The following is a 24,918-nucleotide window of genomic DNA, read 5'->3' on the forward strand; positions in this document are numbered from 1 at the left end:
TAAGGCGCAGCGCCATCAGGCGTCATTGCCGGATGGCGGCTGCGCCTTATCCGGCCTACAACGACACACCATCAGCTAATAGCAATCGGGAAGATGGACCCGAGGATCATTGCGCCGAGGATCGCCCCGCCGGTAATCGGTTTTTGCCACAGATAAAACAGCAGCGCGCCCGCCAGAGAACCGATTCCGATAGGAATAGAAGCCGTCATCGCGCTAAGGATAATCAACGGTCCGAGGAAGCGGCCGGAGGCGTTACCGGCCCCCATCATGACGTCCGCACCGTAGGTTGAGTCGCTCTGGTTGATGGTGAACTTACGCGCCAGGATGATGATGTAGCCAATCGCCAGACCAATCACCAGACCGGTGACCAGCGAGGCGGCGAAGTTGGCGACCGGGAAGATAATGCCCGCGCCCAGCAGCAGCGCCGGAACACCTAATCCGACCCCGGTCTGAATCGCCCCGCCGATGTCCAAAATCCCCACCAGCGAACCTTCAATGATGCGGGCAAACAGGAAGCTTGCGCCAAATGCCGCCACCGCCCCGTAGGAGCCGGTATCCATTCCCGCCTTCAGCATCGCCACAAAAGCCACTTCGTTAAATGCGCCAATACCGTACAGGTAGTACATGTGTGTTCCGGCAAATACGCCAGAGGAGAGCAGGCCCACGAAGATCGGGAACGACCAGTCAGCGAACCAAAAACCTTTATTCTGTTCCATGATGACCTCCGTTATTTGCCGCTGAGCGAGTTGTGGATAAGTTCGAGCCAGTTAGGCACGGTCAGATGGAAGGATTCGATCATCTTCATGTCGAAGCCACGGAAGAAGCCGCTCAGGACAAACAGCGCGACGATAGCCACCATCATCACTTTCGTGACGTGGTTCCAGCCGCTCTCTTCAACACCTTTGCCGATCAGAATGCCGAGAACCAGACCCGGAACGGCGTTGCCCATAATCAGCTGCGCCGCGCCGCCAAAAACGGTGGCCCAGAAGCCGGATTTCTTACCAGCGTCGATCGCCGCCAGCCAGAAGATCACTGGCATCACGGTGTTAACCAGCAGGTTAGCCGCGGGCACCAGCACCTTGACGGCGGTAACTTGCAACGCTTCCGGTACGGATGATGCGGTGAGGTTCAGGAAGGTCACTACGATCATCCCGATAACGCCGCAGGCAATTGCCATGCGTTTGGGGTCGTGCAGCGTTTCACCGACGTTGCGATTTTTAATCATCAGCGCGGCGGCGCCCCAGTTAGGGATGATGCGATGGTCGACGTCCTGCGTGAACGCCCCCGCCGCAACGGAGGAAGCCCAGGCATTAAAGAAGAAGCCCAGGCCGAACGAGAAGTGAGAAGCTGGATCTCCTTCGCAGGAATTCAGTTCTCCCAGAGTACGAAACGCGCCCATCCCTTGAGTGGTAGGCGCATGAAACATGCGTGCAGCCCCAGCGCCGACACCAACGCCAACCAACGCGCCGATGATGAGCGATTTTATTAATATTATCAGGAACATAATTATGCCTTTTAATAGAAAAATCAGCGTTGCGTAACGAAATCCACCTTGTCGAGATTGATGGCAGTCACGTTGACGGTCACGTCCAGCTCCACGCTGAAAGTGCGTCTTTCCCGGCGCAAAAAGAGGAATAAAAATGCCTCTTTACGCACCGATTCACGCGCTTGAACAACCTGCACATCCTGTGGCTCAATACGCAGTAAGATATGCGGCGACGCTTTCATCACCGCAGCCTGAACGTGGTTCAGGGCATCGGCAAAGGCGCGAGCTTTAGTCTCGCCCTTACCCGTGACTCTCACCGTGGTGGTGAATTGCTCTTTCATGCTTAAGCGCCGTGTTTCTTTTGCCACGCCTGCACCAGGCGCTCGCCGAGCTCTTCTTTATCCATAAAGCCGAATCCCAGTACGTTGCACCCTTCGTTGATGGCGGTTACCCCTTCATCGACCGAGCGCATGCCGTATTTCGCCTTGTAGCCGTATTTGGTCTGCGCGGTAATCGCACCCGCACCACCACTGCCACAAAACGAGATACCAAAGGTGGCGTTTTCCGCTTTCATCACGTCACCCAGCTTCATATCTGCTGCAACGCCCGGCACCACAACGGCACGGCCACCCGCTTTCTCTACGCCTGCCGCCACTTTCTGGCCTTTACCCAGACGATCGCCAATCACTACGGTAATCTGTTCCATCTTTTGCTCCTTAAAGGTTGTCTTTCGCGACTTCGAAGTGCACCGACAGCAGCCAGGCCTCTTCCTCAGGAAGATTGCCAAACTCGGCGACCACGTCGCGGGCAAGCGCCATTGATTCGGCAGATATTTCATCAAACAAGCTGGCATCGACCTCTGGTAAGGGTTCACCCGTTACCGAGCGGTGCGCCATGGCGCGAACATGCGACGTCAGCATCTGTTCCTGTACGGCGTTGGGAATAATGTTGCGTTCTCGCAGCAAGGCATACACCTGCGCCAGCATGCGGTCGGCCAGTTCCACCGATTCCCCCATGTCATTCATTACAGCTCCGTTATTCACTCGTCTTACCCCGTTAATGTCTCTGAGGGTAAATTAGCGACGGAGGTTATAAGTTTGTAGCGAGTTGTTTTCCACTTCGAAGTGGAAAGGTGTGCAGCGATAGTGATCTGTGCCGCAAAAAGGGCTGGAACCACGATTTATCACTGGAAGAATGTGATTGAGATCGCAAGAGCGAGCAGAAAAATGGAAGGAAGTGCGAACAATGAATGGACGATAAAAATGAAAAAATGTGATGGGGATAGCGTTTACTTATGGGACGTGCAGTAGCGGGGGTTTTATCCGACCTACGGGTATGCAGGCCGGATAGCGCAGATTAGCGGAACTTCTTGTGGTTTTCGTTGCGCGTAGTTTTCAGCTCTTCCGCAACGGCTTTCGCCTCTTTAACTTTACCTTCGTTCGCCAGCTTCAACGCACCGTCGATCTGACCGATCAGCGTGTCAAAGCCGTGGCGGAAATCCTTCATCTCCGGGCTGTCCGGGGATTTGTTTTCCAGCTTCGGCGGCGTTCCCTTTTGCGCGTCCAGTGCGGCTGCACGCATTTTGGTTAACGCATCTTTCAGTTCAGTCGCATTATCCGTTTTTTCGACGATTTTCAGGTTGTCGTTGAGGATCCCCATATCGTCTTCAAGATCGGCTGCAAACGCAGAAGAACCAAGAACCAGCGTTGAAGCTGCGACGATCGCTAACAGGTGTTTACGCATTGCTCACTTCCTTTTTTATTATTCAAAAATAAACAAACGCCAGATACCCTCAATAATTCACGCCACAGCTTGAAGTATGACGGATATTATTGCCCGGCGATCTTCATCTCCGGCAACAGGACCGAACCACACTGAATATTACTGCGCGTTTCAATATCGTTGCCGACGGTGACGATATTACGCCACATCTCTTTTAAGTTACCGGCGATGGTAATTTCACTCACCGGGTACTGAATTTCGCCGTTTTCGACCCAGAAGCCCGCCGCGCCGCGCGAGTAATCGCCGGTAATGCCGCTTACGCCCTGTCCCATCAGCTCGGTAACCACAAGACCTGTGCCCATCTCTTTAAGCAACTGCTCGAAGCTTAGACCCTGTCCCGGAATTCGCCAGTTGTGGATCCCGCCTGCATGACCGGTGCTCTTCAGCCCCAGCTTACGTGCGGAATAGTTGGTCAGCAGCCACTGAGTCAGCACGCCGTCTTTAATAATGTCGCGGCGTTCGGTCCGTACGCCTTCGCTGTCGAACGGCGACGACGCCAGCCCTTTCAGCAGGTGCGGATGTTCTTCAATGGTCAGCCATTCCGGCAGAATTTGCTTGCCCAGCGAGTCGAGCAGGAAGGTGGATTTGCGGTACACCGAGCCACCAGCAATCGCGCCAACCAGGTGTCCGAACAGTCCGGTCGCCACTTCATTGGCGAAAATCACTGGTGCTTTCATGGTGGAAAGTTTACGCGGAGACAGGCGAGATAAGGTACGGCGAGCACAGTCAGCCCCCACCCACTCCGGCGTTTGCAGATCGCCCATCGCCCGGCCAATGGTGTAGGCGTAATCACGCTCCATATCGCCATTTTCTTCTGCGATTACGCAGCTGGAAAGGGAATGGCGCGTGGAGCAATAGCCCTGCAGCATGCCGTGGCTGTTGCCAAACACTTTGATGCCATAGTGGCTGTTAAAGCTGCCGCCTTCGGTGTTGGTGATACGTTTGTCAGCCTGCAACGCCGCCTGTTCTGCACGAGCAGCCAGTTCGATAGCTTCATCAGGGGAAACTTCCGCCGGGTGAAACAGGTCCAGATCGGGCGCATCAAAGGCCAGCAGTTCTTTATCTGCCACGCCCGCACACGGGTCCGGCGAAGTGTAACGTGCAATGTCCAGCGCGGCCTGCACGGTGCGTGCAATCGCCTGCGGGCTTAAATCGGTGGACGATGCGCTGCCTTTACGGTTTTGATGGTAAACCGTAATCCCCAGTGCACCATCGCTATTGAATTCGACGTTCTCCACTTCACCATAACGGGTGCTGACGCTAATACCCGTGGTCTTGCTCACAGCGACTTCCGCGCCATCCGACTTACCTGACGCTAATTCCAGTGCCGTCGAGACTGCTTCTTCCAGAATCTTACGCTGCGCTTCAACTTGTGAGATTACTTTCATCGCAAATGCCATAATGTAGAGAGAGTTTCTCTGAAGTCTAACAGAGAACCGTTTTTCAGTGCGCATCTTAACTGGTAACATTAGCCTCTTTTTTTAAGGAGCCTGACATGACTAAGCAGCCCGAAGACTGGCTCGACGACGTTCCCGGTGATGACATCGAAGACGAAGACGATGAAATTATCTGGGTCAGTAAAAGTGAAATAAAACGTGACGCCGAGGAGTTAAAACACCTGGGTGTGGAACTGGTAAAACTGGGGAAAAACGCGCTGGATAAAATCCCGCTCGATGCGGATTTACGTGCCGCGATTGAGCTGGCCCAGCGTATTAAGATGGAAGGTCGCCGTCGTCAGCTGCAGCTGATTGGCAAAATGTTGCGCCAGCGCGATGTTGATCCTATCCGTCAGGCGCTGGACAAGCTGAAAAACCGTCACAACCAACAGGTCGTTGTCTTCCATAAGCTGGAGCAACTGCGTGACCGTATGGTTGACGGTAGCGATGAAGCTATCGAAGAAGTGATGAACCTGTGGCCTGACGCCGACCGTCAGCAACTGCGTTCGCTGGTGCGTAACGCCAGGAAAGAAAAAGCGGGCAACAAGCCGCCAAAATCTTCCCGCCAGATCTTCCAGTATCTGCGTGAACTGGCGGAAAACGAGGCCTAACCTCTTCGTCCGCCGAAAGTGCCGGATGGCGGTGCAAATACCTTATCCGGCCTACGATCCGTTGTAGGCCCGGTAAGCGTAGCGCCACCGGGCATTTTTTACTCTTCTTCCGCCTGAGCTTTCTTCGCCAGACCATCCAGCAGTTTTTGATGAATGCCGCCAAACCCGCCGTTGCTCATCACCAGAATGTGATCGCCAGGCTGCGCGGTTTTCACCACCATATCAGCCAGTGCATCCACATCGCCGCTCCAGTGTGCCGGCTGAACGCAGGCTTCAGCGACTTCTGCGACCTGCCACGGAATGTGCGGGGGTTGCAGCAGGAACACTTCGTCTGCACGCCCTAACGACGGCGCCAGGTCATCTTTGCACAGGCCCATTTTCATGGTGTTCGAGCGAGGTTCCAGCACAGCGATGATGCGCGCCGTGCCGCCCACTTTACCGCGCAGTGCCGCAAGCGTTGCCAGAATGGCCGTCGGGTGATGGGCAAAATCGTCATACACCGTCACGCCATTGGCTTCACCGCGCAGCTCAAGACGGCGACGGGCGTTGATGAACGAGCCCAATGCATTGGCCGCATCCGCAGGCACGACGCCAACATGACGCGCGGCTGCAATCGCCATCAGGCCGTTGTGCATGTTGTGCTCGCCCACCAGGCCCCACTTCACTTCGCCGACTTTTTCACCGTCCAGCCACACTTCCCACTCGGAGGCATCGGTGGTCAGTTTTTTCGCCTGCCAGTGACCTTGTTCGCCCACCAGCTCTTGTTCGCTCCAGCAGCCCATCGCCATCGTCTGTTTCAGATTGATGTCGTTTTCCGGGTAGATGATGCGTCCCTGGCCCGGCACGATACGCACCAGATGGTGGAACTGTTTCTGAATAGCTTTCAGATCGTCAAAGATATCCGCGTGATCGAACTCAAGGTTATTGAGGATCAGCGTGCGCGGGCAGTAATGCACGAATTTAGAACGCTTGTCGAAGAACGCACAGTCGTACTCATCCGCTTCAATCACGAAGAAGTCGCTCTCGCCGAGGCGCGCGGAAACCTCAAAGTTGCCCGGAACGCCGCCGATCACAAAGCCAGGTTTATAGCCGCAGGCTTCGAGGATCCAGGTCGCCATTCCGGCGGTAGTGGTTTTGCCGTGCGTACCCGCAACCGCCAGTACCCAGCGATCGCGCAAGACAAAGTCATGCAGCCACTGCGGGCCGGACATGTACGGAATGTTCTTTTCCAGCACCGCTTCCACGCACGGATTACCACGGGTCATAGCATTGCCAATGATCACCAGGTCCGGCTGTGGGTCGAGCTGGCTGGCATCGTAACCCTGAATCAGATCAATGCCTTGCTTCTCAAGTAAGGTACTCATCGGCGGATACACATTGGCGTCCGAACCGGTTACTTCATGACCGAGCGAGCGCGCCAGCATCGCCAGACCGCCCATGAAAGTGCCACAAATTCCCAAAATATGAATGCGCATACGTCACTATCCTTTTTTAATCTGGGGGCCATTTTACGCACATGTCCGGCAAGTGAGAAACGCATTTCAGGATATTCCGCAGTTTGCTGGCGCGATTCACCTAAGCGCAGCAATGGAAATATTTGTTAATATTGTTGCGGTCGCTTTACTCCACATAAATTGCAGGGAAAGTGTTATGAAAACGTTAGGTGAATTTATTGTCGAAAAGCAGCACGAGTTTTCTCATGCTACCGGTGAACTCACTGCTTTGTTGTCGGCAATAAAGCTGGGCGCCAAGATCATCCACCGCGATATCAATAAGGCCGGTCTGGTCGATATCCTGGGTGCCAGCGGTGCTGAGAACGTGCAGGGAGAGGTTCAGCAAAAACTCGATCTGTTCGCGAACGAAAAACTGAAAGCTGCACTGAAGGCGCGCGACATTGTGGCGGGCATTGCCTCAGAAGAAGAAGATGAAATCGTCGTCTTTGAAGGCTGTGAACACGCTAAATACGTTGTGCTAATGGATCCGCTGGATGGCTCATCCAACATCGATGTTAACGTCTCTGTCGGTACGATTTTCTCTATTTACCGCCGCGTAACCCCAGTCGGCACACCGGTCACGGAAGAGGATTTCCTGCAACCGGGCAACAAGCAGGTTGCTGCAGGTTACGTTGTTTATGGTTCTTCCACCATGCTGGTGTATACCACCGGCTGTGGCGTACATGCCTTCACCTACGATCCTTCTCTGGGCGTATTCTGCCTCAGCCAGGAACGTATGCGCTTCCCGGCGAAAGGCAGCACGTACTCCATTAACGAAGGCAACTACATCAAATTCCCGAACGGCGTGAAGAAGTACATTAAATTCTGCCAGGAAGAAGATAAGCCAACCCAGCGCCCGTATACCTCGCGCTACATTGGCTCTCTGGTTGCGGATTTCCATCGCAATCTGCTGAAAGGCGGGATCTACCTGTACCCAAGCACCGCCAGCCATCCGCAAGGGAAACTGCGTCTGCTGTATGAATGCAACCCGATGGCCTTCCTGGCCGAGCAGGCGGGCGGCAAAGCCAGCGATGGTAAAGAACGCATTCTGGATATCACCCCAGAAAGTCTGCACCAGCGCCGCTCCTTCTTCGTGGGTAACGACCATATGGTTGAAGATGTAGAACGCTTTATCCGCGAGTTCCCGGACGCGTAAGTATCATTCATCGCACGGACGTAGGCCGGATAAAACGCGTAGCGTTGCCATCCGGCCTACAAAATCCATCGTCCGGTTACGCTTTCTGTAGCTTAAATACGGCCATTGCTTCGATTAGCGCTGAAGACTGCTCTTCCAGCGAGCGGGTAGCCGCTGAAGACTGCTGTACCAGCGCCGCGTTTTGCTGTGCCGTTTCATCCATCTGAATCACCGCGATATTCACCTGCTCTATGCCGCGACTCTGTTCCTGGGACGCACTGGCAATTTCACGCATCAGTTTGGTCATACGCATAACCTCGGTCGCGATTTCATCCATGGTTTCGCCCGCCTGCTGCGCCAGTTCACTGCCTTCCCCCACATGGGTGTGCGAATCGCTGATTAGCGTACGGATCTCTTTGGCCGCCTCGGCGCTGCGACTGGCCAGATTACGCACTTCACCAGCAACAACCGCAAAGCCCCGCCCCTGCTCACCAGCTCGCGCCGCTTCAACGGAAGCATTGAGCGCCAGAATATTGGTCTGGAAAGCAATGCCATCAATCACGCTGAGGATGTCGGCGATTCGGCTGGAACTTCCTGAAATATCGCGCATTTTCTCGATCACATAGCACACCATTTCGCTACCGCGATCGGCGGTATCCGACACCGATTTTGCCAGCTGGTGCGCCTGTTCCGCGTTCTGCGCATTCTGTTTCACCGTCGCCGTGAGTTCTTCCATGCTGGCGGCGGTCTGCTCCAGCGAAGTGGCTGTGGATTCAGTGCGTTGCGCCAGATGCTGGTTCCCGGCCGTCAGTTCACGACTGCCAATATCAATTTGCGAACTGGCATCGCGTACGCGCTGTACCGAGTCGCCCAGCGCATGGCGCATGTCATCCATTGCCGCGTTCAGACGGTTGAATTCGGCGCTGGCTGACAGCGCGGTAACCGGCGACAAGTCCCCCGTTGCCAGGCGTTCCAGTTGCTCAACCATAGTATCCAACGGTTTGAGAAACTTATTTCGCAGCATAAACCAAATAACCGCCAGCAATGCGATAGCAGCCAACATCGCAGTGCTCATAATACCGTGATAGATCAATGAGGTAATGACGCGCGTAGAGGCATATAGCCCCATACCACCGGTCAGTAACAGAAGGAACGTCAGCAAAGACAATAACACCAACAAACTTGATCGAATTGAAAGGGATTTTGGCATCGTTATATTTCCGGTTGTAGGGTTAAAACAGACCTGTACAGAACCTATCGACTACAACCGGAAAAAGTTTAGGTATTTAAATGTTTTGTGCAAAATCAGGATGTTACTTTGGTGTTGCCGCCGTACCCACTCGGGTCACCGGCGAGCTTTGACGATTTTCCCAAAGCACCGTCAGACCGCGTTGTAACGCTATAAATATAAACAATAAAATGCCAATCGCGATCTTCGTCCACCAGGAACTTAATGTGCCGTCAAAATTAATGTAGGTCTGGATCAGCCCCTGAATGGCGACGCCAAACAACGTCCCTAACACTGTACCGACCCCACCGCTGAGCAGCGTTCCGCCAATCACCACTGAGGCTATCGCATCCAGTTCGACGCCAACGCCCGCCAGCGCATAGCCCGCCTGGGTGTAAATGGAAAAGACAATGCCGGCAAGCGTCGCAAGCCCGGTAGACAGCATATAAATGCGGATGGTGGTGCTGCGAGTTGAGATGCCCATCAGGTTGGCAGAGGTGGCGTTGCCGCCAATCGCGTAAACCTGATTACCAAAGCGCGTACGGTGCGCCAGGAATATGCCGATGACGACAACCGCCAGCATCAGCAATCCCATCGCGCTCAGGCGACCACCGCCGGGAATTTTCCATGCCAGGCTTGAGAGCGTGTCATAAACCGGATGATTAATTGGGATAGATTCTTCAGAGACCAGATAGCTGACGCCGCGCAGGAAGAACATTCCCGCCAGGGTGATAATAAATGCCGGGATCTTCAGCGCATCAATCAGTAACCCCATAAACGCACCAAACGCGCAGCCCATCAGCAAAACCAATGGGAACGCCAGCAGCGGGGAAATGCCCCAATAACCAATGGCCTTTGCCAGAAATACGCCGGTAAAGGCGATCACCGAGCCAACGGAAAGGTCGATCCCGCCAGAGAGGATCACGAAGGTCATGCCTACGGCAATGATGCCCAGAAAGGCGTTATCGGTCAGGATATTGCAAATGACCCGGGTGGAAGCAAAAGCGGGAAACTGCGTCAGGCAGTAGAGATAACCCAGCACAAACACGCCGAGGGTGATCATCAGCGGTAAATTACGTTTTATCATGACCACGCACTCCTTTTATCAGGCTGATAAAGCGTTGCGACTGCACGACCAGCACACACAACACCACCACGGCTTTGACCACCTGATTCAGTTCCGGCTGGAAGCCCGACAGCAAAATCCCGGTGTTCATGCCCTGAATAATCAACGCGCCTACCACCGACAGCAGCAGGTTAAAGCGCCCGCCCATCAGCGAGCCGCCGCCGATAACCACCGCCAGAATGGCATCCAGCTCCAGCCATAATCCGGCGTTATTGGCATCTGCCCCCCGGATATCCGCCGTGACGATAATGCCAGCGATAGCCGCGCACAGACCGCTCAGCACATAGGTGAGCATCACGATAATGCGGGTGTTCACCCCGGCGTTTTTTGCCGCACGAATGTTGATACCCACCGCTTCGATAAACATACCCAGCGCCGTTTTCCGCGTCAGCAGCCAGAACACCACCAGCGTGAGCAGTGCAATAATTACCGGCGTGGGGAATAGTAAAAGCGAGCCGCTGCCAAACCATGACAGTTCGGGCGAGTTAAAGGTGACGATCTGCCCGGAAGTGATAAGCTGCGCCACCCCGCGCCCGGCCACCATCAGGATTAGCGTGGCGACGAACGGTTGAATCTTGAGGATGGCCACCAGAATCCCGTTCCACAGCCCAGCCAGAATGCCGGAGCCTAAGGCGGCAAGCAGAACCACCGGCAGACTGTGCCCGGCCACCGTCATCGCCGCAGTAGTGGCACCGGCAATAGCCATGACGGCCCCCACGGAAAGGTCGATACCGCCGGTGGCAATCACCAGCGTCATACCAATCGCCAACAGCGCCACGGGAGCGGCGCGGTTGAGAATATCAATCGGGCTACCGAACAGCCGACCATCCTGCAAAATCACCTGGTAGAAATGCGGGGCGACCAGGCTATCCACCAGCAGCACCAGCAGTAACGCCACCAGCTGTGGCATCCCCTTTGGCCAACGGAACCGCCGTTTAGACGGATTGGATTGAGGGAGAGATTGAGGCATCACCATAGTCTCCTTAGGCCGCAATGGCGTTCATGATTGCCGGTACGGACAGTTCAGCCAGTGGGATCTCAGCCACCTGTTTGCGATCGCGCATAATAATGACCCGATCGGCATAGCCCACTAACTCTTCCAGTTCGGATGAAATCACCAGCAGCGCCAGACCATCCGCGCACAGCGTTTCGATCAGGCGGATGATCTCCGCATGCGCGCCAACGTCGATCCCACGCGTGGGTTCATCGAGGATCAGGAACTGCGGTTTGGTCAGTAACCAGCGCGAGAGCAATACTTTTTGCTGATTGCCTCCGGAGAGAAATTCGATCGGTTGCTCCGCGTTTGGAGTACGAATACCAAGCTGGCGGATAAACCGATCGGCAATCTCGTTTTGCTCTTTACGGGGAATAGGCCGCAGCCAGCCGCGCTGTGCCTGCAATGCCAGAATGATGTTTTCCCGCACCGAAGCGGCAGCAATAATGCCATCCGTTTTGCGATCCTCCGGACAGAAACCGATCCCCAGACACGAAGCCTGATGTGGCGATCGCAAGGTCTGCGGTTTGCCTTTGATCAGCGCACTTCCGCTGTCGGCGGGTTTAATACCGAAGATCACCTCCGCCGTTTCCGTTCGCCCGGATCCCAATAGTCCGGCGAGACCGACGATCTCACCGGGACGCACCTGTAGATCAAATGGCGCGATGGTGCCTTTTTTGCCAAAGCCGCTGAATGCCGCCACCGGTTTATCACTCAGCAACGTGCGGCCCGCACGCTGTAGTGCATGGGTATCCAGTTCACGGCCCAGCATCATTTTGACCAGTTCGATCTGAGGCAGTTCTCGGGTTTCACGGCAGCCAACGAAGCCGCCGTTACGCAGAACGGTAATGCGATCGCTGACCTGATAAACCTGATCGAGAAAGTGGGTGACGAAGATCAGACTGACGCCCCGATCGCGTAGATGTCGCATCAGGCCAAACAGCATTTCAACTTCCTGGGTATCAAGGCTGGCGGTCGGCTCATCGAGGATCAGCACTTTCGCGGAGAGATCGATCGCCCGACAGATGGCGACGATTTGTTGCATCGCCACGGAAAAGCGGTTCAGCGGCTCGCGCACGTCGAGGGAAAAACCGTATGACGCCATCAGCTCCGTCGCGCGTTTTTCCATCTGTTTGCGCTGGAGCAGGCCAAAGCGCCGCGGTTCACGACCAATAAATAAGTTATCGGCAACCGACATATTGGGCAGCAGGTTCACTTCCTGGTACACGGTGCCAATCCCCAGTTGCTGGGCATGGGCGGTGTTTTTGGGGGAAATCGGTTGGCCTTCGAGCCAGATAGTGCCACGATCGGCATGGTAAACGCCGGTCAGCGCTTTGATGAGCGTCGATTTGCCGGCTCCGTTTTCTCCCAGCAGCGCCATAATTTCACCGCGACGCAAGCTGAAATCCACGTTATCCAACGCTTTGACGCCGGGAAAGAATTTGCTTAATCCTTCGGTGCGGAGGATTTCCTGATGTTGGTCGGTGGTCATGGTTCCCCCTGCATCACGCCGGATTGCGCTACGCTTATCCGGCCTACAAAAGAGCGTAATGTAGGCCGGGCAAGCGCAGCGCCCCCGGCATTTTCATGAAGGCTTAGTAGCCCATGTTTTTCTTCTTCTCTAACTCTTCTTTCGCCGTATCCGGCAGATAGAGGATCGATTTGGTAATGGTCAGCTTCTCAGGCATCGTGCCGTCTTTTTTGAATTTCTCCAGCGCGTCGAATGCCGGGCCGGCCATATTCGGCGTCAGTTCGACGCTGGCGTTGGCTTCGCCGTCAATCATCGCTTTGTAGATATCCGGTACGCCATCGATAGAACCGGTGAGAATATCTTTGCCAGGTTTCAGGCCCGCTTCTTTGATCGCCTGAATCGCACCGATCACCATGTCATCGTTGTGGGCGTAAACCATACAGATGTTCTTGCCGTTGTTTTCCGCTTTGATAAAGCTCTCCATCACTTCTTTCCCTTTACTGCGGGTGAAGTCACCGGACTGAGAGCGAATAATTTTGATGTTTGGCGCACTGGCAATAGCTTCAGCAAAGCCTTTCTTACGATCGATCGCCACGCTGGCCCCAACGGTCCCTTGCAGCTCAACGACGTTACACGGCTTGCCGTCCACTTGTTTAATCAGCCAGTCGCCGATCAATTTACCTTCCAGCACGTTGTCGGCGGTGACCGTGGTCATATAGAGAGATTTGTCTTTTACATCGATGGAACGATCGAGCAAAAAGACCGGAATGTCGGCATCTTTAGCTTCTTTTAACACCGGCTCCCAACCCGTTGCCACGACTGGCGCAATAAAGATGGCGTCGACGCCCTGCGCAACAAATGAGCGGACTGCTTTAATCTGGTTTTCCTGCTTTTGCTGGCCATCAGCGATTTTCAGCGTAATTCCCCGCTTTTCGGCCTCGCTTTTCGCGACGTTGGTTTCTGCGGCGCGCCAGCCGGATTCAGAACCAACCTGCGAAAATCCTACGGTTAAAGGGGCTGCCATTGCCATAGACGACATGGCTGCCGAAACTGCTGTGACTAAAAGTAAGCGCTTCCACATAAGTGCGTCCTCGTAGGGTGATTATTGTTGGTTAATTAACCGTTGCGAAAAAACTATAGACAATTGAGCATGTAACGGATTGCGTTACATCACACTTCAAAAAAGTAAATAAAACGTTAATCACAACTTTGTAATCGCTTTCATCTCACTATGAAAAATGCGGCTGAAGATATGGATTTTTCTGTCACGAGAGAGAGGTGAAAAGAAGAAAATGCACGCAGAGAAAGCGAAAACAAGCGGAGACATTCCGCGCGAGTTGGCTATAATACCCGCCACTTGTTTGCCATAGCTTATTTAAAGGAAACAGACATGAGCTTACTCAACGTCCCTGCCGGTAAAGACCTGCCGGAAGATATCTACGTTGTTATCGAGATCCCTGCGAACGCAGATCCGATCAAATACGAAGTTGACAAAGAGAGCGGCGCCCTGTTCGTTGACCGCTTCATGTCCACCGCGATGTTCTATCCGTGCAACTACGGTTACATCAACCACACCCTGTCTCTGGATGGTGACCCGGTAGACGTTCTGGTCCCGACTCCGTACCCGCTGGAGCCAGGTTCAGTGATCCGCTGCCGTCCGGTTGGCGTACTGAAAATGACCGACGAATCCGGTGAAGATGCGAAACTGGTTGCGGTACCGCACACCAAGCTGAGCAAAGAATACGATCACATCAAAGATGTGACCGACCTGCCGGAACTGCTGAAAGCGCAGATCACCCATTTCTTCGAACACTACAAAGATCTCGAAGCGGGCAAATGGGTGAAAGTTGACGGTTGGGACAACGCTGAAGCTGCTAAAGCTGAAATCGTTGCTTCCTTCGAGCGCGCGAAGAAGTAAGTTCGCGTTAGCGTAAAGCCCTGAACGCCAGCCCCTGGTTAGTAAGGGTTTTTTAATTTCTACTTTCTTTTCCCCCTCCCCTTCGCTGTTTTCTTTTTGACCTACCAGATTGGGTAGTCACATTTCATTTATGTTAATTGCGAATGAGATTAGATCTCATTATCATTCTCGGCATGTAAATAAATGTGAATAAAAGTCAATGAACCTCCACAATGTGAAGTCCCTGAAACGCTATTCCTGCGTGGCTCTCGCCATAGCACTGTTATTTACCAGCCTGTCCAGCGTGGCACAGACGCTACCTGAGAAAGATTTTCTGACCCGCGACGTTGGCAACGGCGTGTATGAACTGGCGGTTGATAGCCAGCAGAATACGCTTTTTGCTGCCTCGTCGCCGTCGTTTGATAAAGATAAAACCAGCGGGCTTATCTATAAACTCGATCTGGAGAAACTCACCACGACTGAAGTTATCGAAACCAGCCGTCGTGCCTTTGCCACTGCCCTGGATGAAGAAAATCAGGTGCTGTACGTGGGTAACACGCTGGAGGGTTCCGTCACGCTCATTGATACCCGCAGCGGTAAAGAGCTGGCGATACTGCAACTGAGCGAAGCCAAAAACACGAAAGAAATTGTCCATACCCGCGAAATGGTGCTCGATAAACAGCATCACCGCCTGTACGTTTCCGGCGTGGCTGAAAAAGGCATTGTCTGGGTGGTGGATACGCAAAAGCGCGAGAAAATCGCTACCCTTGAAAACATGGGCCAGTATCCGACCGGCATGGCCGTCGATGCAAATAAGAACCGCCTGTATGTCGTAAATGGCCGCAACGAACTTATTACACTGGATACCACCAACCATCAAATTATTAGCCGCTTTAGCATTGAGCCCGGCAAAAAACATTTTTTCCTGAATATTGCTTTGGATGCAAAAAATAATCGCGCATTCCTGACCGATCCTGATTTAGCGGATGTACTGGTTGTTGATATTAATACCGGTAAGGTTATTGCCCCCATTAAGGTTATCAACTCGCTGGCGGTGATATATAACGAAAAACGCCAGGAAGTGTATATCACCCACCGAAATGCAAAACGCATCAGCATTGTGGACAGCAAGACTTATCAGGTAAAACAAAGCATTGAAACCAATGCGTTACCTAACAGCCTGGCGCTCTCGTCTGATGCCAACACCCTGTATGTCAGCGTCAAACAGCCGGAAAAAATGGCAGGTGTGAAGCCCGACTACGTGCTGAAAATCGACCTCTCCAAATATTAATAATTAAAAACGCTTCTGACACCTTGCAGCTTTTCTGGGCTGCAAGGTGATGCTTTTATTTTTTACTTTTCAGGTATCTATATTATGAAAACGCGTCAACTTATTACGCTGACAGGGATCGTTGCATTCTCAGGCGGTGTTATTTTCCCCACTCAGGCAGAAGAACTCACCGAAACCTCACGCAATAGCGAAGATGAAATGGTGATCACCGCATCTGGGTTCTCGCAGCAAAAGCGCGAAGCGCCAGCCACCATTTCCGTTATCGATCGTAAAACGCTGGATATTCAGCCGGACCGTAGCATTGGTGAAGCGATTAAAAACCTTCCTGGCGTCTCGGTCACTAACAGCAGCGGCATGAACGCTGGCAGCATTATGATCCGCGGCATGGACCCGTCCTATACCGCGTTTATGGTCAACAGCGTCAAACAAAATACCGGTGAATCTCGCCCTTACGGGCATGACATCGGTACTGAAGCCAACTTCTTACCGCCGATGGAGGCCATTGAGCGTATCGAAGTTATCCGCGGGCCCATGTCCTCGCTGTACGGCTCAGATGCCATCGGCGGTGTGGTCAACGTGATTACTAAAAAACCGTATGGTGCAAAAGAGTGGACAACGGCAATTGCCGCCAATACCTGGCTTCAGGAACACCAGTATTTGGGTAATACCAGCCAGATGAATCTGTTTACCATGGGGCCGATTGTGCCCGATGTTCTCGGCCTTAGCGTAGCGGCCGACTGGCTCGACCGTCGCGATGACGATCGCAATAACTATTTCGGCAAACACAACCGTAAATCCGTTGATATGACGCTGGGCTTGGCCGCTAGCGAAAATAACCTGTTCGACCTCAATGTGGTCACCGGTGAGCAGGAGAAAAACCGTACCCAGAAGCGCGGCGCGCCGTGGTCATGGCTGTTCGATCGTAACGCCGCCACCCTAACGCATACCGGCTGGTATGCCGACGACACCATCGCAACGACCAACTACATAAACTATGAAAAAGGCCGTTCGAAGTACGTTTATGACAGCCAGTCGCCGCAGTATGTGCAGATGGAGAACTACGTCGCCAATTCGCAAACCACCTTCACGCTCGACAACCATAAACTGACCGTTGGGGCGAATTTCACCCGCGAAGAGCTGAATGACCGCTTTGATGTGGCCAACAAAACGCTGCCCGGATCTGAGCCAGTGACAAAAATCAGCCGTAACGGTTGGGCATTGTTTGCTGAAGACGGCTGGAGCATTGACGACTTCATCCTGACCACATCAGCGCGTATGGACCAGGATGATAACTTTGGCACACATATTACGCCGAAAATGTACGGTAACTGGGCCTTCAGCAATGACTGGGCGCTGAAGGGCGGCGTTTCCGCAGGTTATAAAAAACCTGAGCTGCGTGCGACATCCAGCGACTTTGTCACCCCATACGGCTCGACTGTACCTTATCCCTTCCTGACCGTCGGTAACGACGATCTGAAACCAGAACAAAGCGTTAACTCTGAGCTGGGCCTCTACTGGACGGGGAATGCGCTGTCGCTGGATAGCACCGTCTTCTATACGCAGTTCAAAGACAAAATTGCTGAACAAACCATTTGCGAAACCACATCGACGAATCAGTGCTCCGTGAATGGCTACAAGGCGGACTCCGTCAGTAAATACTTCAACGTCAGCAAGGCGGACGTGTACGGTATAGAACTGAATGCCGACTGGCAGATTAGCGCAGATGTGAAAGCCAACGCTAACTACACCTGGAACCACAGCGAACAGAAAAGCGGCGTAAACAAAGGCTACGCGCTCAACGATTATCCGCGCCATATGGCGAACCTGTCGCTGAACTGGGCGGCAACGCAGAGTCTGGACGTATGGAGTACGGTGAATTACCGCAGCAGTAACCGCAACAGCGGCAATAACTATAAGTACGATGACTACACGATGGTCGACGTAGGCGTACGTTATAAGCTCAATAAGCACACGCAGCTGATGGCAGGGATCTACAACGTGCTGGATGAGGATCCGAAACTGACGACTGCATGGAATGAATCCGCGCAGGTGGAAGGACGCCGCTATAACCTCGGCGCGCGCGTGGAGTTTTAAGCCTTTAATAAACAACGCCACCCGAAGGCGGCGTTGTTTATTCTGGTAGGCGATATATCAGTACTGGTCTCTGTCTAACCAGTTACCGCTTTCAATCAGCGTTAAGCCATCAACCGGACGTTGGTACACGTACATCCATGCACTTCCGTACGGCGTTTGAATTAACTGGCGTGCGTATTCACCGCCGCGGGTACGCAGAGCGTCAAGCTCTGCCAGCGTGGCGTTATCAATACGATAAACTTCCCCGTGTACTGTTCCATTTCCCGGAACCGCGCCTGGATAGTGGCCCAGGCTGTACAACTGGTAGTTATCGATACTGAAATTTCCCAGCAACAGGGCATTGGTCATCCAGTGGCTGTTGCCTTGTTTGGTTCGTAAACTGCCGTAGACAAATATTCGCATTGCTAAAACTCGAACTGATAGAGCAAATCAAGTGCCTGATCTACGCCAGACACTGCTTCCAGATATAGCTTAGGCATCAGACGATAACGTAGCGTGAGTGTCGCTAAGGAGTCAAATATACCCACACCATATTTCACCTGCAGACCTGGCAGTACGTATCCGCTGACAACCACCTGAGATGAGTCGCCCACCCCTTGCGTGTCCAGTGCCAGATTGCTTACGCCAAATGTCTCCCCGATTTTACCCACAACCTGACCACTTTGTGCAACCCCCAGACCAATAAGCATTGAAGTCATCGCTGCGCTATCGCTTTGTTCGCTATCCAGCCCTTGTCCACGTAGCAGGTAGGAAAGCGCCATTTGCTGCGACATTGCCGGGTCGGAGAAGATCTCCGCCTTCGGTTCATCGGCGGTACCGGTGACGCGAACACCAGCGATCACATCGTCTTCGGTGGCATCTGGGTTACGAATCGCTTCGATGTTGAGCAACGGCTGATCCGGCGGACCGGAGAACAACAGCTCGCCCTTACGCACAATCAGATCCTGACCATAGGCGTGGAAGCGACCGCTCGGGATATTAATTTGCCCGTTAAGCCCCAGACCTTGCTTATCCTGCACCACTTTCAGATCGCCCGTCAGACGCGCTTTCAGACCAAAGGCGTCAAGACGCACGTTGTTACCAACGTGGATGTTCAGATTGCTGTTGATCGGAATACCGGCGGTCTGCGGTTTCTCGGGCTGCAGATTGTTGTTAAGCATGACCATATCGCTGGAAACCCCAACCGCGCTTTCCGGCAGGTCATGTACCACGATACGCGCCCACGGCACATCCACGTTGCCATCGAGAGTAAACAGGCTTGGTGTAGCTTCAAAGACCACGTCCGGCGATACGTCCAGGCGGACCATCGGCGGTACGGTAATACGTACCCTGCTGCCTTTAGCCGCAACGCGCGCCCGCCAGTTGTTTATCTGACTCCAGTCGGCATCGCCGCTCAGGTTTATTTCGCCCTGCTGCGTACGCACCACGCCCGCCAGCGTTGAGCGTGTTCCGGCGAAGTTAACAGCTAACTGGCTTGGCTGCATGTCAAACGGCATGAAGTTACCGTCAATATCCAGACCGCTCAGTTGCAGCTGTCCGAGCAACTGCGGGCTTTGCACATCTCCGCCCAGCCGCAGGTTGGCGTTGATCATCCCTGCCGCTTTTTCACCGCGCGAGAAGATGGGGTTCACCATCGCCAGATTGAAGTTGCGAATATTGACGTTACCGCCCAGATTACGACGCCCTTGCGGGTCCGTTACCTGCACCTGCCCGTCAAACTGCCCGTTGTTGGTCAGACGAATCAGCCAGCCCAACTCGGCACGGTTATTGTGCAGGTCGGCGGTCAGATTCAGCGTTTCAAACGCTACGGGGAGCGAGGCATCATTCACGCTTTGCGTGACCTTGACGTTACGTCCGCTCAGGGTGACCTGCCCCTGTGGCAGCCCCTCTTTGGTGGTGTCCCAGCTCACATCAGCTTTGCCAGTGAACACACCGCTGGCCTGGGTTGTCTCCGGCATAAACGGTTTTAGCATAGCCAGGTCGAAGCGGTTAAGGTTCACCACCGCGCGACCTTCTGCACCGGCATCAATGGTTTGTGGTACGCACAGCTCCGCATTCGGGTTGTTCCAGCAGTGCGGCCCGATACTAATTTTCTGTTCCTGATTACGATAATCCAGCGCGATAGCCCGGTTGAGCGACCACGGACCGACCGGCGTCTGGAAACGGGTATTGCTTAACTCTCCTTTCCAGCGCTGTTCTTTGCGATCAAAGCTCCCGGCAAGATCCAGTTGCCCGGAAACCGGCTCACCCTGAATGCGTAACTGCAGCTCATGCTGCTTTTCACTGCCTTTGGCGTTGAGCGTCACCAGACCAATATTCACGTCAGGTTGTACAATCCGCTCTACGCGAACGTTGAGATTACCGGCGATTTGCTCGGCCGATTTCACATCGCCTTCGACGCGCACCTGAGCAACGGAAAGTTCCTGCCAGCGCAGACCACGGGCGGTAATATCCGCCAGCAGCTGTGGTGCTTCAACCGTACCGCGAACTTTTACCAGCCCTTTCGCCGTACCGCCCAGCCCCGGCAGCGCGTTATCCAGGCTTGGGGCATCAATCGTCGCGTCGAGGTTAAGGTCTTTAACCCCCAGTTCGCCTTTTACGTCCGCACTGTTACGTCCCAGCTCCAGATGCAGGCCCGGGATCGTCCACTGCAGGTAGCTATTCCCCTTCAGCGAACCGTTCACATTGACCTTGTTCTGTTTCACGTTGCCGGTCAGCTTCAGCTCCGGAACCTCCATCTGCCAGCTTCCGCCGTACAGACTGCCGCGCGTTTTCACCAGGCCATTCAGTTTTGACGGCCAGTCCGGGATCGCTTTCACGGTATTGATACCATCCAGCGTTAGCTCCCCGCGCCAGCTGATCGCCTGCTGCCAGTCCACCAGCGCTTTCAGCTCAGTTTTCCCTTCCAGCGCCGCAACGCTGAGTTTATCGAGATTGATCTGTTGCTCGTTGCCTTTGGCGTCCAGCGTGATAATAGCCGGAGGAATATCCTGACCTTTCACGGCGGTACGCATCGACAGCGTATAGTCGGTCATCTTGCCGGTCAGTTTGAGCTTGATGTCATCGGCCTGGAACTGTTTCTCACCGGTAAACGGCCAGTAAACCTGCTTACTCACCACCTCAATGTTTAGCGGCAATCCGGCTTCTGCCAGGCGCGTCTGCGCACGCAGGTCCATATCCACCGGACCAGACAGATTGACGCCGACTTCCAGCTGTTCGCGCAGCGCGCCGCCAACCTTCAGCTTCACCTTTTCGCCTTTTAACGGGTCGATGTTTAGCGTGCTGTTTAACGTAATATCAACCGGCCACGTGTCGGTCAGTTGCGCCGTGCCGCTGGCTTTTACCGTTCCCTGATTAGAGTCGATATCCAGCGCGTCGAGCTTCATGTTGCCGTCTATGCTGCTCACTTTCAGCAGCATGCTATGTACCGTTAAATCCGTATCCCCAGTCACGCGCAGCTGCTCGCCGTGAAACTCTTCAATATTGAGATTGAGCGGCAGATGGACATCGGTCATTTCCGGCAGTACCGGCTTTGAGAACAGATCTTTTAGCGTTTCGCCGAGCGGCTTTTCATCCGGCTGCGGGTTTTGAATCTTCGGTTCGACAACCTCTTCCTGTGCCACTTCCGCCACTTTAGGCAGAGCAATCAGCAGCCCCTGTAATGACGTTGGCTTCAACGTCAGCGTTTTTTCCTGCCAGTTCAGGCCGGAAGTAAAATCCAGCACTGAAACCGTGGTGTCATCGATTTTGATATTGATGTTGTTCAGCGCCACGCGCGAAAGCGTGATGGGGTAAGGCGTGGAAAGATTAAGCGGACCGCTCTCTTCTTCCTCTACCGGCGCGGATGGCGGCATCTTTTTGCTGTCGATTGCCACGTTGATGTTTTTCAGCGCCAGATCGTTGACGCACAGGCTGCTGTCCCACAGACAGTTAAGCCCCACGGCCAAATGCACTTCACCAGCATTCACCGCCACGCCTGGCTGGTCGTAGCGAATATTTTTCAGTGATAGATCCCGCCAGCCGCCGGTGACCTGACCAATTTCCAGACCCGGAACCCACCGATTAGCTGCTTTGAAGATCAGATGCAGGCCCGAGGTGGTACCGACGAGGAACGCCACCGTGCCTAACAACAGCAGGATAAAAATCAGCACGCCGAGGCTTATCTTCTTCCATAAACTCATAATTCAGGCCCCAGACCGATGTAAAACTGTAAACCATGTTCATCTTTGTCGCCGACCGGGACGGCAAAGTCGAGCTTGATAGGTCCCACTGGTGATTGCCAGCGTACGCCGACCCCGGCACCGGTTTTGAAATCGCTTCGGCGAATATCGCTGACCGCTTCACCGCTATCGACAAACATCGCGCCCCACCATTTACCGGTCACGTTGTACTGGTATTCCAACGAGCCAGTTGCCAGCTTAGAGGCCCCTTTCAGCTTGCCGTCGCTGCCTTCCGGCGAAATAGATTTGTATTTGTAGCCGCGAATACTGCGATCGCCCCCGGCAAAGAAACGCAGGTCCGGCGGTACTTTGTCGAAGTCTCCGGTTTCAATCCAGCCGAGGTTGCCGCGCATCACAAAGCGATGCCTGTCGTACAGCGTGCGGATCCAGACGTTTTGCGCCTGGAAGACGGAGAAATCAACGTCTGAACCCCAGGCCGTGTTGGAGTAATCAATGGAATAACGCTGAGAGTCGCCCCAGACAGGCATCAGGCCGCCGCGTGAGCGCGTCCGGCTGATCATCACGCCCGGATAGAGCAGCATAGTGGTGTTGGTGACGTTACCCTGGGTAAAGTGGTCGAGACTCCAGCGCAGGTTAATCGCGCGCTGCCAGCCGCTGGAGAGGTCCCAGTAGCGGGAAACCGCAAGCGTTGTGGAATCCTGCTCGGTGTCGTTTAAATCGGTACGCTTAAAGCCGCCCTGTACCAGGTAATACTGTTCCAGCGGGTTCTTTAACAGCGGCATTTTATAGCTGAAATCAAGCACCTGCTCTGGCGCCGAGATACTGGCGCTGGTCGTCAGGCTATGGCCGTAGGAGTTCATCCACGGCTTTTTCCACGAGGTCTTCACCCGTGGCCCGACGTCAGTTGAATAGCCGACCCCGGTTTCGATGGTGTTTTCGGTTCGCGGTGAGACCACGCCTTTCAGCGGCAGCACTTTGGTTTTGCGGGCTTTATCAAACTCCGGTGCGACGACCACGGAATTAAACCATCCGGTCGCTGACAGACGACGGTTCAGTTCGCCCAGATCTTTCGACTCGTACTCTTCACCTTCTTTAAAGGGCACCAGATTTTGCAGATACTCATCGCGAATTTGCGAGCCTTCAAAAGTGACATGCCCAAAGCGATAGCGTTCGCCGCTGTTGTAATCGATATCCCAGAACGCCTGGCGACGCTCAAGCGCTATTCCAAGCTGGCTTTTATTAAATTCACTGTCGAAATAACCTTTACGCAGCGCCACGCTGGTGAGTGACTTTTTGAAGTTGTCATAGTCCCCCTGATTCAGCACGGTGCCGATTGCCGGGCGCGTTTTCAGCAGATCCAGATAATCTTTATCCGTACGCGCGCCACCGCGCAAAATCACCTCAGTGCCACCAATCAGCACCGGCTCGCCGGGGGTCACTTTGGCAATCAGCACCTGGCGGCCTTTCGCCGGCGGTGGACGCAGTTCAAAATCAATGGTCGGCTCAAAGTAGCCCAGCGCTTTTAGCCCTTCGCGGATGGCATCATCAACGCGCGCACGAAAGCGTCGGTCTGGAGTGACTTCATCACTTTGAATCGTGGACAGCTGCGCACGGACGTTTTTCTCCAGCGGTCCTGATAATCCTTCGACCTGTAAGCGTACATTCGCGGCGGCGGCGGAGCCACTTAAGCACAGTAATCCCACCCAACATAACTGACGGATATGTGGCACATTTTCTCCTGAATATCCTTTTTTCCCACCCCTGGAAAAAAATACTATGCCGTTCCTCGGCTTAACAAAAAATCAACAATAAGAGTTGAAAAACAGACGACAACCCAAATATTTCTTATGTTTAACTCTAGACGTATTCACGCCGTTTATTGTGGGCAAAGACGCGTCTCGTTACAACCTTAACCCAAATGACTGATTTCGGGAGAACGGCCATGAGTTTATTTGATAGAAAGCATCTTGTTACTCAAGCAGATGCGCTACCTGGACGCAACACCCCGATGCCAGTGGCAACGCTGCATGCGGTTAACCAACATTCGATGACCAATGTGCCCGACGGTATGGAGATAGCTTATTTCGCCATGGGATGCTTCTGGGGCGTTGAGCGTTTATTTTGGTCATTGCCAGGGGTCTACAGCACGGCGGCCGGGTACACCGGCGGCTACACCCCAAACCCAACCTATCGGGAAGTCTGTTCTGGCGATACCGGGCATGCCGAAGCGGTACGCATCGTCTATGACCCGCATGTTATCAGCTACGAACAACTGCTGCAGGTGTTCTGGGAAAATCACGACCCGGCTCAAGGCATGCGTCAGGGGAACGACCAGGGCACGCAGTATCGCTCCGCCATTTACCCGTTAACGCCGGAACAAACCGCCGCCGCACAGGCCAGCCTTGAGCGTTTTCAGGCAGCAATGACCGCCGCAGGCGACGAGCGCACCATTACCACGGAAATCACTACGGCAACCCCGTTCTATTATGCCGAGGACGATCACCAGCAGTATCTGCACAAAAATCCTTACGGATATTGTGGCATTGGTGGTATTGGTGTTTGCCTGCCGCCACAAGGATAATTTCCCCCTCTGGCGACTTTACAGTGCCTTACGCTATACTAGCTTCTGAATTTACCGGCTCACTTCCACGAGCCGGTTTTCAATGTGTATTTCACACGGATTTATCAACTTC

Annotated in this window: 22 protein-coding genes; 6 read left to right on the forward strand and 16 right to left on the reverse strand. The window is 53.8% G+C overall.

Translation table 11 applies throughout. The annotated features are described in order from the left end of the window. Nucleotides 1-71: 71 nt before the first annotated feature. From OGX89_RS23165 to pmbA, 7 genes are all read right to left on the reverse strand, one after another. Nucleotides 72-716 carry a DUF4310 family protein gene (locus OGX89_RS23165; RefSeq protein WP_003830379.1) on the reverse strand — a complete coding sequence of 215 codons (645 nt, stop codon included), beginning with the start codon at nt 714-716 and terminating at the stop codon, nt 72-74. 11 nt (nt 717-727) lie between these two features. Beyond that, on the reverse strand, nt 728-1,504 hold the full coding sequence (locus OGX89_RS23170) for a DUF4311 domain-containing protein (RefSeq protein ID WP_003025764.1): 777 nt from the start codon (nt 1,502-1,504) through the stop codon (nt 728-730). Between the two features lie 23 nt (nt 1,505-1,527). Beyond that, nucleotides 1,528-1,827 carry a DUF4312 family protein gene (locus tag OGX89_RS23175; RefSeq protein ID WP_003025762.1) on the reverse strand — a complete coding sequence of 100 codons (300 nt, stop codon included), beginning with the start codon at nt 1,825-1,827 and terminating at the stop codon, nt 1,528-1,530. 2 nt (nt 1,828-1,829) lie between these two features. Continuing rightward, a complete protein-coding gene (locus OGX89_RS23180; RefSeq protein ID WP_003830384.1) occupies nt 1,830-2,192 on the reverse strand; it encodes an SFCGS family glycine-rich protein in 363 nt (120 codons plus the stop codon). Nucleotides 2,193-2,202: 10 nt separating this feature from the next. After that, nucleotides 2,203-2,511 (reverse strand): glycine dehydrogenase, encoded by a 309-nt coding sequence (locus OGX89_RS23185; protein ID WP_003025758.1) that lies wholly within the window; start codon nt 2,509-2,511, stop codon nt 2,203-2,205. A 331-nt stretch (nt 2,512-2,842) separates the two neighbouring features. Then, on the reverse strand, nt 2,843-3,229 hold the full coding sequence (gene cybC / locus OGX89_RS23190; RefSeq protein ID WP_003025756.1) for a cytochrome b562: 387 nt from the start codon (nt 3,227-3,229) through the stop codon (nt 2,843-2,845). 86 nt (nt 3,230-3,315) lie between these two features. Next, a complete protein-coding gene (gene pmbA, locus OGX89_RS23195; protein WP_003830385.1) occupies nt 3,316-4,668 on the reverse strand; it encodes a metalloprotease PmbA in 1,353 nt (450 codons plus the stop codon). 95 nt (nt 4,669-4,763) lie between these two features. Here pmbA and yjgA point away from each other — a divergent pair, with 95 nt between their 5' ends. After that, complete coding sequence (yjgA, locus tag OGX89_RS23200) at nt 4,764-5,315, forward strand: ribosome biogenesis factor YjgA (protein WP_008786039.1); 552 nt, start codon at nt 4,764-4,766, stop codon at nt 5,313-5,315. Nucleotides 5,316-5,413: 98 nt separating this feature from the next. Here the strand turns inward: yjgA and mpl are convergent, their stop codons facing one another. Beyond that, a complete protein-coding gene (gene mpl / locus OGX89_RS23205) occupies nt 5,414-6,790 on the reverse strand; it encodes a UDP-N-acetylmuramate:L-alanyl-gamma-D-glutamyl-meso-diaminopimelate ligase (RefSeq protein ID WP_003830388.1) in 1,377 nt (458 codons plus the stop codon). Between the two features lie 175 nt (nt 6,791-6,965). On the opposite strand from mpl, the gene fbp reads away from it, so the two are divergent. Beyond that, nucleotides 6,966-7,964: a class 1 fructose-bisphosphatase gene (gene fbp, locus OGX89_RS23210; RefSeq protein ID WP_003830390.1), complete on the forward strand. Its 999-nt coding sequence runs from the start codon at nt 6,966-6,968 to the stop codon at nt 7,962-7,964. A 76-nt stretch (nt 7,965-8,040) separates the two neighbouring features. On the opposite strand, the gene OGX89_RS23215 is transcribed toward fbp, so the two are convergent. The 5 genes from OGX89_RS23215 to ytfQ all read right to left on the reverse strand — a co-directional run bounded on the left by OGX89_RS23215 (nt 8,041) and on the right by ytfQ (nt 13,843). Then, a complete protein-coding gene (locus OGX89_RS23215) occupies nt 8,041-9,153 on the reverse strand; it encodes a methyl-accepting chemotaxis protein (protein WP_003830393.1) in 1,113 nt (370 codons plus the stop codon). Nucleotides 9,154-9,256: 103 nt separating this feature from the next. Then, nucleotides 9,257-10,258, reverse strand: coding sequence for a galactofuranose ABC transporter, permease protein YjfF (gene yjfF / locus OGX89_RS23220; protein ID WP_008786036.1), 1,002 nt, complete (start codon nt 10,256-10,258; stop codon nt 9,257-9,259). Further along, the gene (gene ytfT, locus OGX89_RS23225; protein WP_003830397.1) at nt 10,245-11,267 is read right to left on the reverse strand and encodes a galactofuranose ABC transporter, ATP-binding protein YtfT; all 1,023 of its coding nucleotides are present in this window, start codon (nt 11,265-11,267) and stop codon (nt 10,245-10,247) included. The genes yjfF and ytfT overlap by 14 nt, the downstream gene beginning before the upstream one ends. Nucleotides 11,268-11,280: 13 nt before the next feature. Then, nucleotides 11,281-12,783: a galactofuranose ABC transporter, ATP-binding protein YtfR gene (ytfR, locus tag OGX89_RS23230; protein ID WP_003830398.1), complete on the reverse strand. Its 1,503-nt coding sequence runs from the start codon at nt 12,781-12,783 to the stop codon at nt 11,281-11,283. Nucleotides 12,784-12,886: 103 nt separating this feature from the next. Beyond that, a complete protein-coding gene (gene ytfQ / locus OGX89_RS23235) occupies nt 12,887-13,843 on the reverse strand; it encodes a galactofuranose ABC transporter substrate-binding protein YtfQ (RefSeq protein ID WP_003025728.1) in 957 nt (318 codons plus the stop codon). A gap of 309 nt (nt 13,844-14,152) precedes the next feature. Here ytfQ and ppa point away from each other — a divergent pair, with 309 nt between their 5' ends. The 3 genes from ppa to OGX89_RS23250 all read left to right on the forward strand — a co-directional run bounded on the left by ppa (nt 14,153) and on the right by OGX89_RS23250 (nt 18,044). Next, on the forward strand, nt 14,153-14,680 hold the full coding sequence (gene ppa / locus OGX89_RS23240) for an inorganic diphosphatase (protein WP_003025726.1): 528 nt from the start codon (nt 14,153-14,155) through the stop codon (nt 14,678-14,680). Between the two features lie 199 nt (nt 14,681-14,879). Further along, nucleotides 14,880-15,950 (forward strand): 7-bladed beta-propeller protein YncE, encoded by a 1,071-nt coding sequence (gene yncE, locus OGX89_RS23245; protein WP_126957076.1) that lies wholly within the window; start codon nt 14,880-14,882, stop codon nt 15,948-15,950. Between the two features lie 84 nt (nt 15,951-16,034). After that, the gene (locus OGX89_RS23250) at nt 16,035-18,044 is read left to right on the forward strand and encodes a TonB-dependent receptor domain-containing protein (RefSeq protein ID WP_003830404.1); all 2,010 of its coding nucleotides are present in this window, start codon (nt 16,035-16,037) and stop codon (nt 18,042-18,044) included. 57 nt (nt 18,045-18,101) lie between these two features. On the opposite strand, the gene OGX89_RS23255 is transcribed toward OGX89_RS23250, so the two are convergent. The 3 genes from OGX89_RS23255 to tamA are packed head-to-tail and all read right to left on the reverse strand — an operon-like array spanning nt 18,102 to nt 23,955. Continuing rightward, entirely contained in the window at nt 18,102-18,446 is a 345-nt protein-coding gene (locus OGX89_RS23255; protein ID WP_003025723.1) for a gamma-glutamylcyclotransferase family protein, read from the reverse strand. A gap of 2 nt (nt 18,447-18,448) precedes the next feature. Next, nucleotides 18,449-22,225, reverse strand: coding sequence for an autotransporter assembly complex protein TamB (gene tamB / locus OGX89_RS23260; RefSeq protein ID WP_126957074.1), 3,777 nt, complete (start codon nt 22,223-22,225; stop codon nt 18,449-18,451). Continuing rightward, entirely contained in the window at nt 22,222-23,955 is a 1,734-nt protein-coding gene (gene tamA, locus OGX89_RS23265) for an autotransporter assembly complex protein TamA (protein WP_003025718.1), read from the reverse strand. Before tamA ends, tamB begins: the two co-directional genes overlap by 4 nt. A gap of 212 nt (nt 23,956-24,167) precedes the next feature. Here tamA and msrA point away from each other — a divergent pair, with 212 nt between their 5' ends. Next, a complete protein-coding gene (gene msrA / locus OGX89_RS23270) occupies nt 24,168-24,806 on the forward strand; it encodes a peptide-methionine (S)-S-oxide reductase MsrA (RefSeq protein ID WP_003830412.1) in 639 nt (212 codons plus the stop codon). Nucleotides 24,807-24,918 lie beyond the last annotated feature (112 nt).

This window comes from Citrobacter sp. Cpo103, from assembly GCF_030332605.1.
Lineage (GTDB): Bacteria > Pseudomonadota > Gammaproteobacteria > Enterobacterales > Enterobacteriaceae > Citrobacter > Citrobacter portucalensis.

Excerpts from the sequence above, each read along its gene's own strand:
- OGX89_RS23250 (WP_003830404.1), top strand. The coding sequence starts at position 16,035 with ATGAAAACGCGTCAACTTATTACGCTGACAGGGATCGTTGCATTCTCA.
- ppa (WP_003025726.1), top strand. The coding sequence starts at position 14,153 with ATGAGCTTACTCAACGTCCCTGCCGGTAAAGACCTGCCGGAAGATATC.
- OGX89_RS23175 (WP_003025762.1), bottom strand. The coding sequence starts at position 1,827 with ATGAAAGAGCAATTCACCACCACGGTGAGAGTCACGGGTAAGGGCGAG.
- tamB (WP_126957074.1), bottom strand. The coding sequence starts at position 22,225 with ATGAGTTTATGGAAGAAGATAAGCCTCGGCGTGCTGATTTTTATCCTG.
- ytfT (WP_003830397.1), bottom strand. The coding sequence starts at position 11,267 with ATGCCTCAATCTCTCCCTCAATCCAATCCGTCTAAACGGCGGTTCCGT.
- msrA (WP_003830412.1), top strand. The coding sequence starts at position 24,168 with ATGAGTTTATTTGATAGAAAGCATCTTGTTACTCAAGCAGATGCGCTA.
- OGX89_RS23185 (WP_003025758.1), bottom strand. The coding sequence starts at position 2,511 with ATGAATGACATGGGGGAATCGGTGGAACTGGCCGACCGCATGCTGGCG.
- yjfF (WP_008786036.1), bottom strand. The coding sequence starts at position 10,258 with ATGATAAAACGTAATTTACCGCTGATGATCACCCTCGGCGTGTTTGTG.
- fbp (WP_003830390.1), top strand. The coding sequence starts at position 6,966 with ATGAAAACGTTAGGTGAATTTATTGTCGAAAAGCAGCACGAGTTTTCT.
- mpl (WP_003830388.1), bottom strand. The coding sequence starts at position 6,790 with ATGCGCATTCATATTTTGGGAATTTGTGGCACTTTCATGGGCGGTCTG.
- pmbA (WP_003830385.1), bottom strand. The coding sequence starts at position 4,668 with ATGGCATTTGCGATGAAAGTAATCTCACAAGTTGAAGCGCAGCGTAAG.
- OGX89_RS23180 (WP_003830384.1), bottom strand. The coding sequence starts at position 2,192 with ATGGAACAGATTACCGTAGTGATTGGCGATCGTCTGGGTAAAGGCCAG.
- ytfR (WP_003830398.1), bottom strand. The coding sequence starts at position 12,783 with ATGACCACCGACCAACATCAGGAAATCCTCCGCACCGAAGGATTAAGC.
- yncE (WP_126957076.1), top strand. The coding sequence starts at position 14,880 with ATGAACCTCCACAATGTGAAGTCCCTGAAACGCTATTCCTGCGTGGCT.
- OGX89_RS23170 (WP_003025764.1), bottom strand. The coding sequence starts at position 1,504 with ATGTTCCTGATAATATTAATAAAATCGCTCATCATCGGCGCGTTGGTT.
- yjgA (WP_008786039.1), top strand. The coding sequence starts at position 4,764 with ATGACTAAGCAGCCCGAAGACTGGCTCGACGACGTTCCCGGTGATGAC.
- OGX89_RS23165 (WP_003830379.1), bottom strand. The coding sequence starts at position 716 with ATGGAACAGAATAAAGGTTTTTGGTTCGCTGACTGGTCGTTCCCGATC.
- OGX89_RS23255 (WP_003025723.1), bottom strand. The coding sequence starts at position 18,446 with ATGCGAATATTTGTCTACGGCAGTTTACGAACCAAACAAGGCAACAGC.
- OGX89_RS23215 (WP_003830393.1), bottom strand. The coding sequence starts at position 9,153 with ATGCCAAAATCCCTTTCAATTCGATCAAGTTTGTTGGTGTTATTGTCT.
- cybC (WP_003025756.1), bottom strand. The coding sequence starts at position 3,229 with ATGCGTAAACACCTGTTAGCGATCGTCGCAGCTTCAACGCTGGTTCTT.
- ytfQ (WP_003025728.1), bottom strand. The coding sequence starts at position 13,843 with ATGTGGAAGCGCTTACTTTTAGTCACAGCAGTTTCGGCAGCCATGTCG.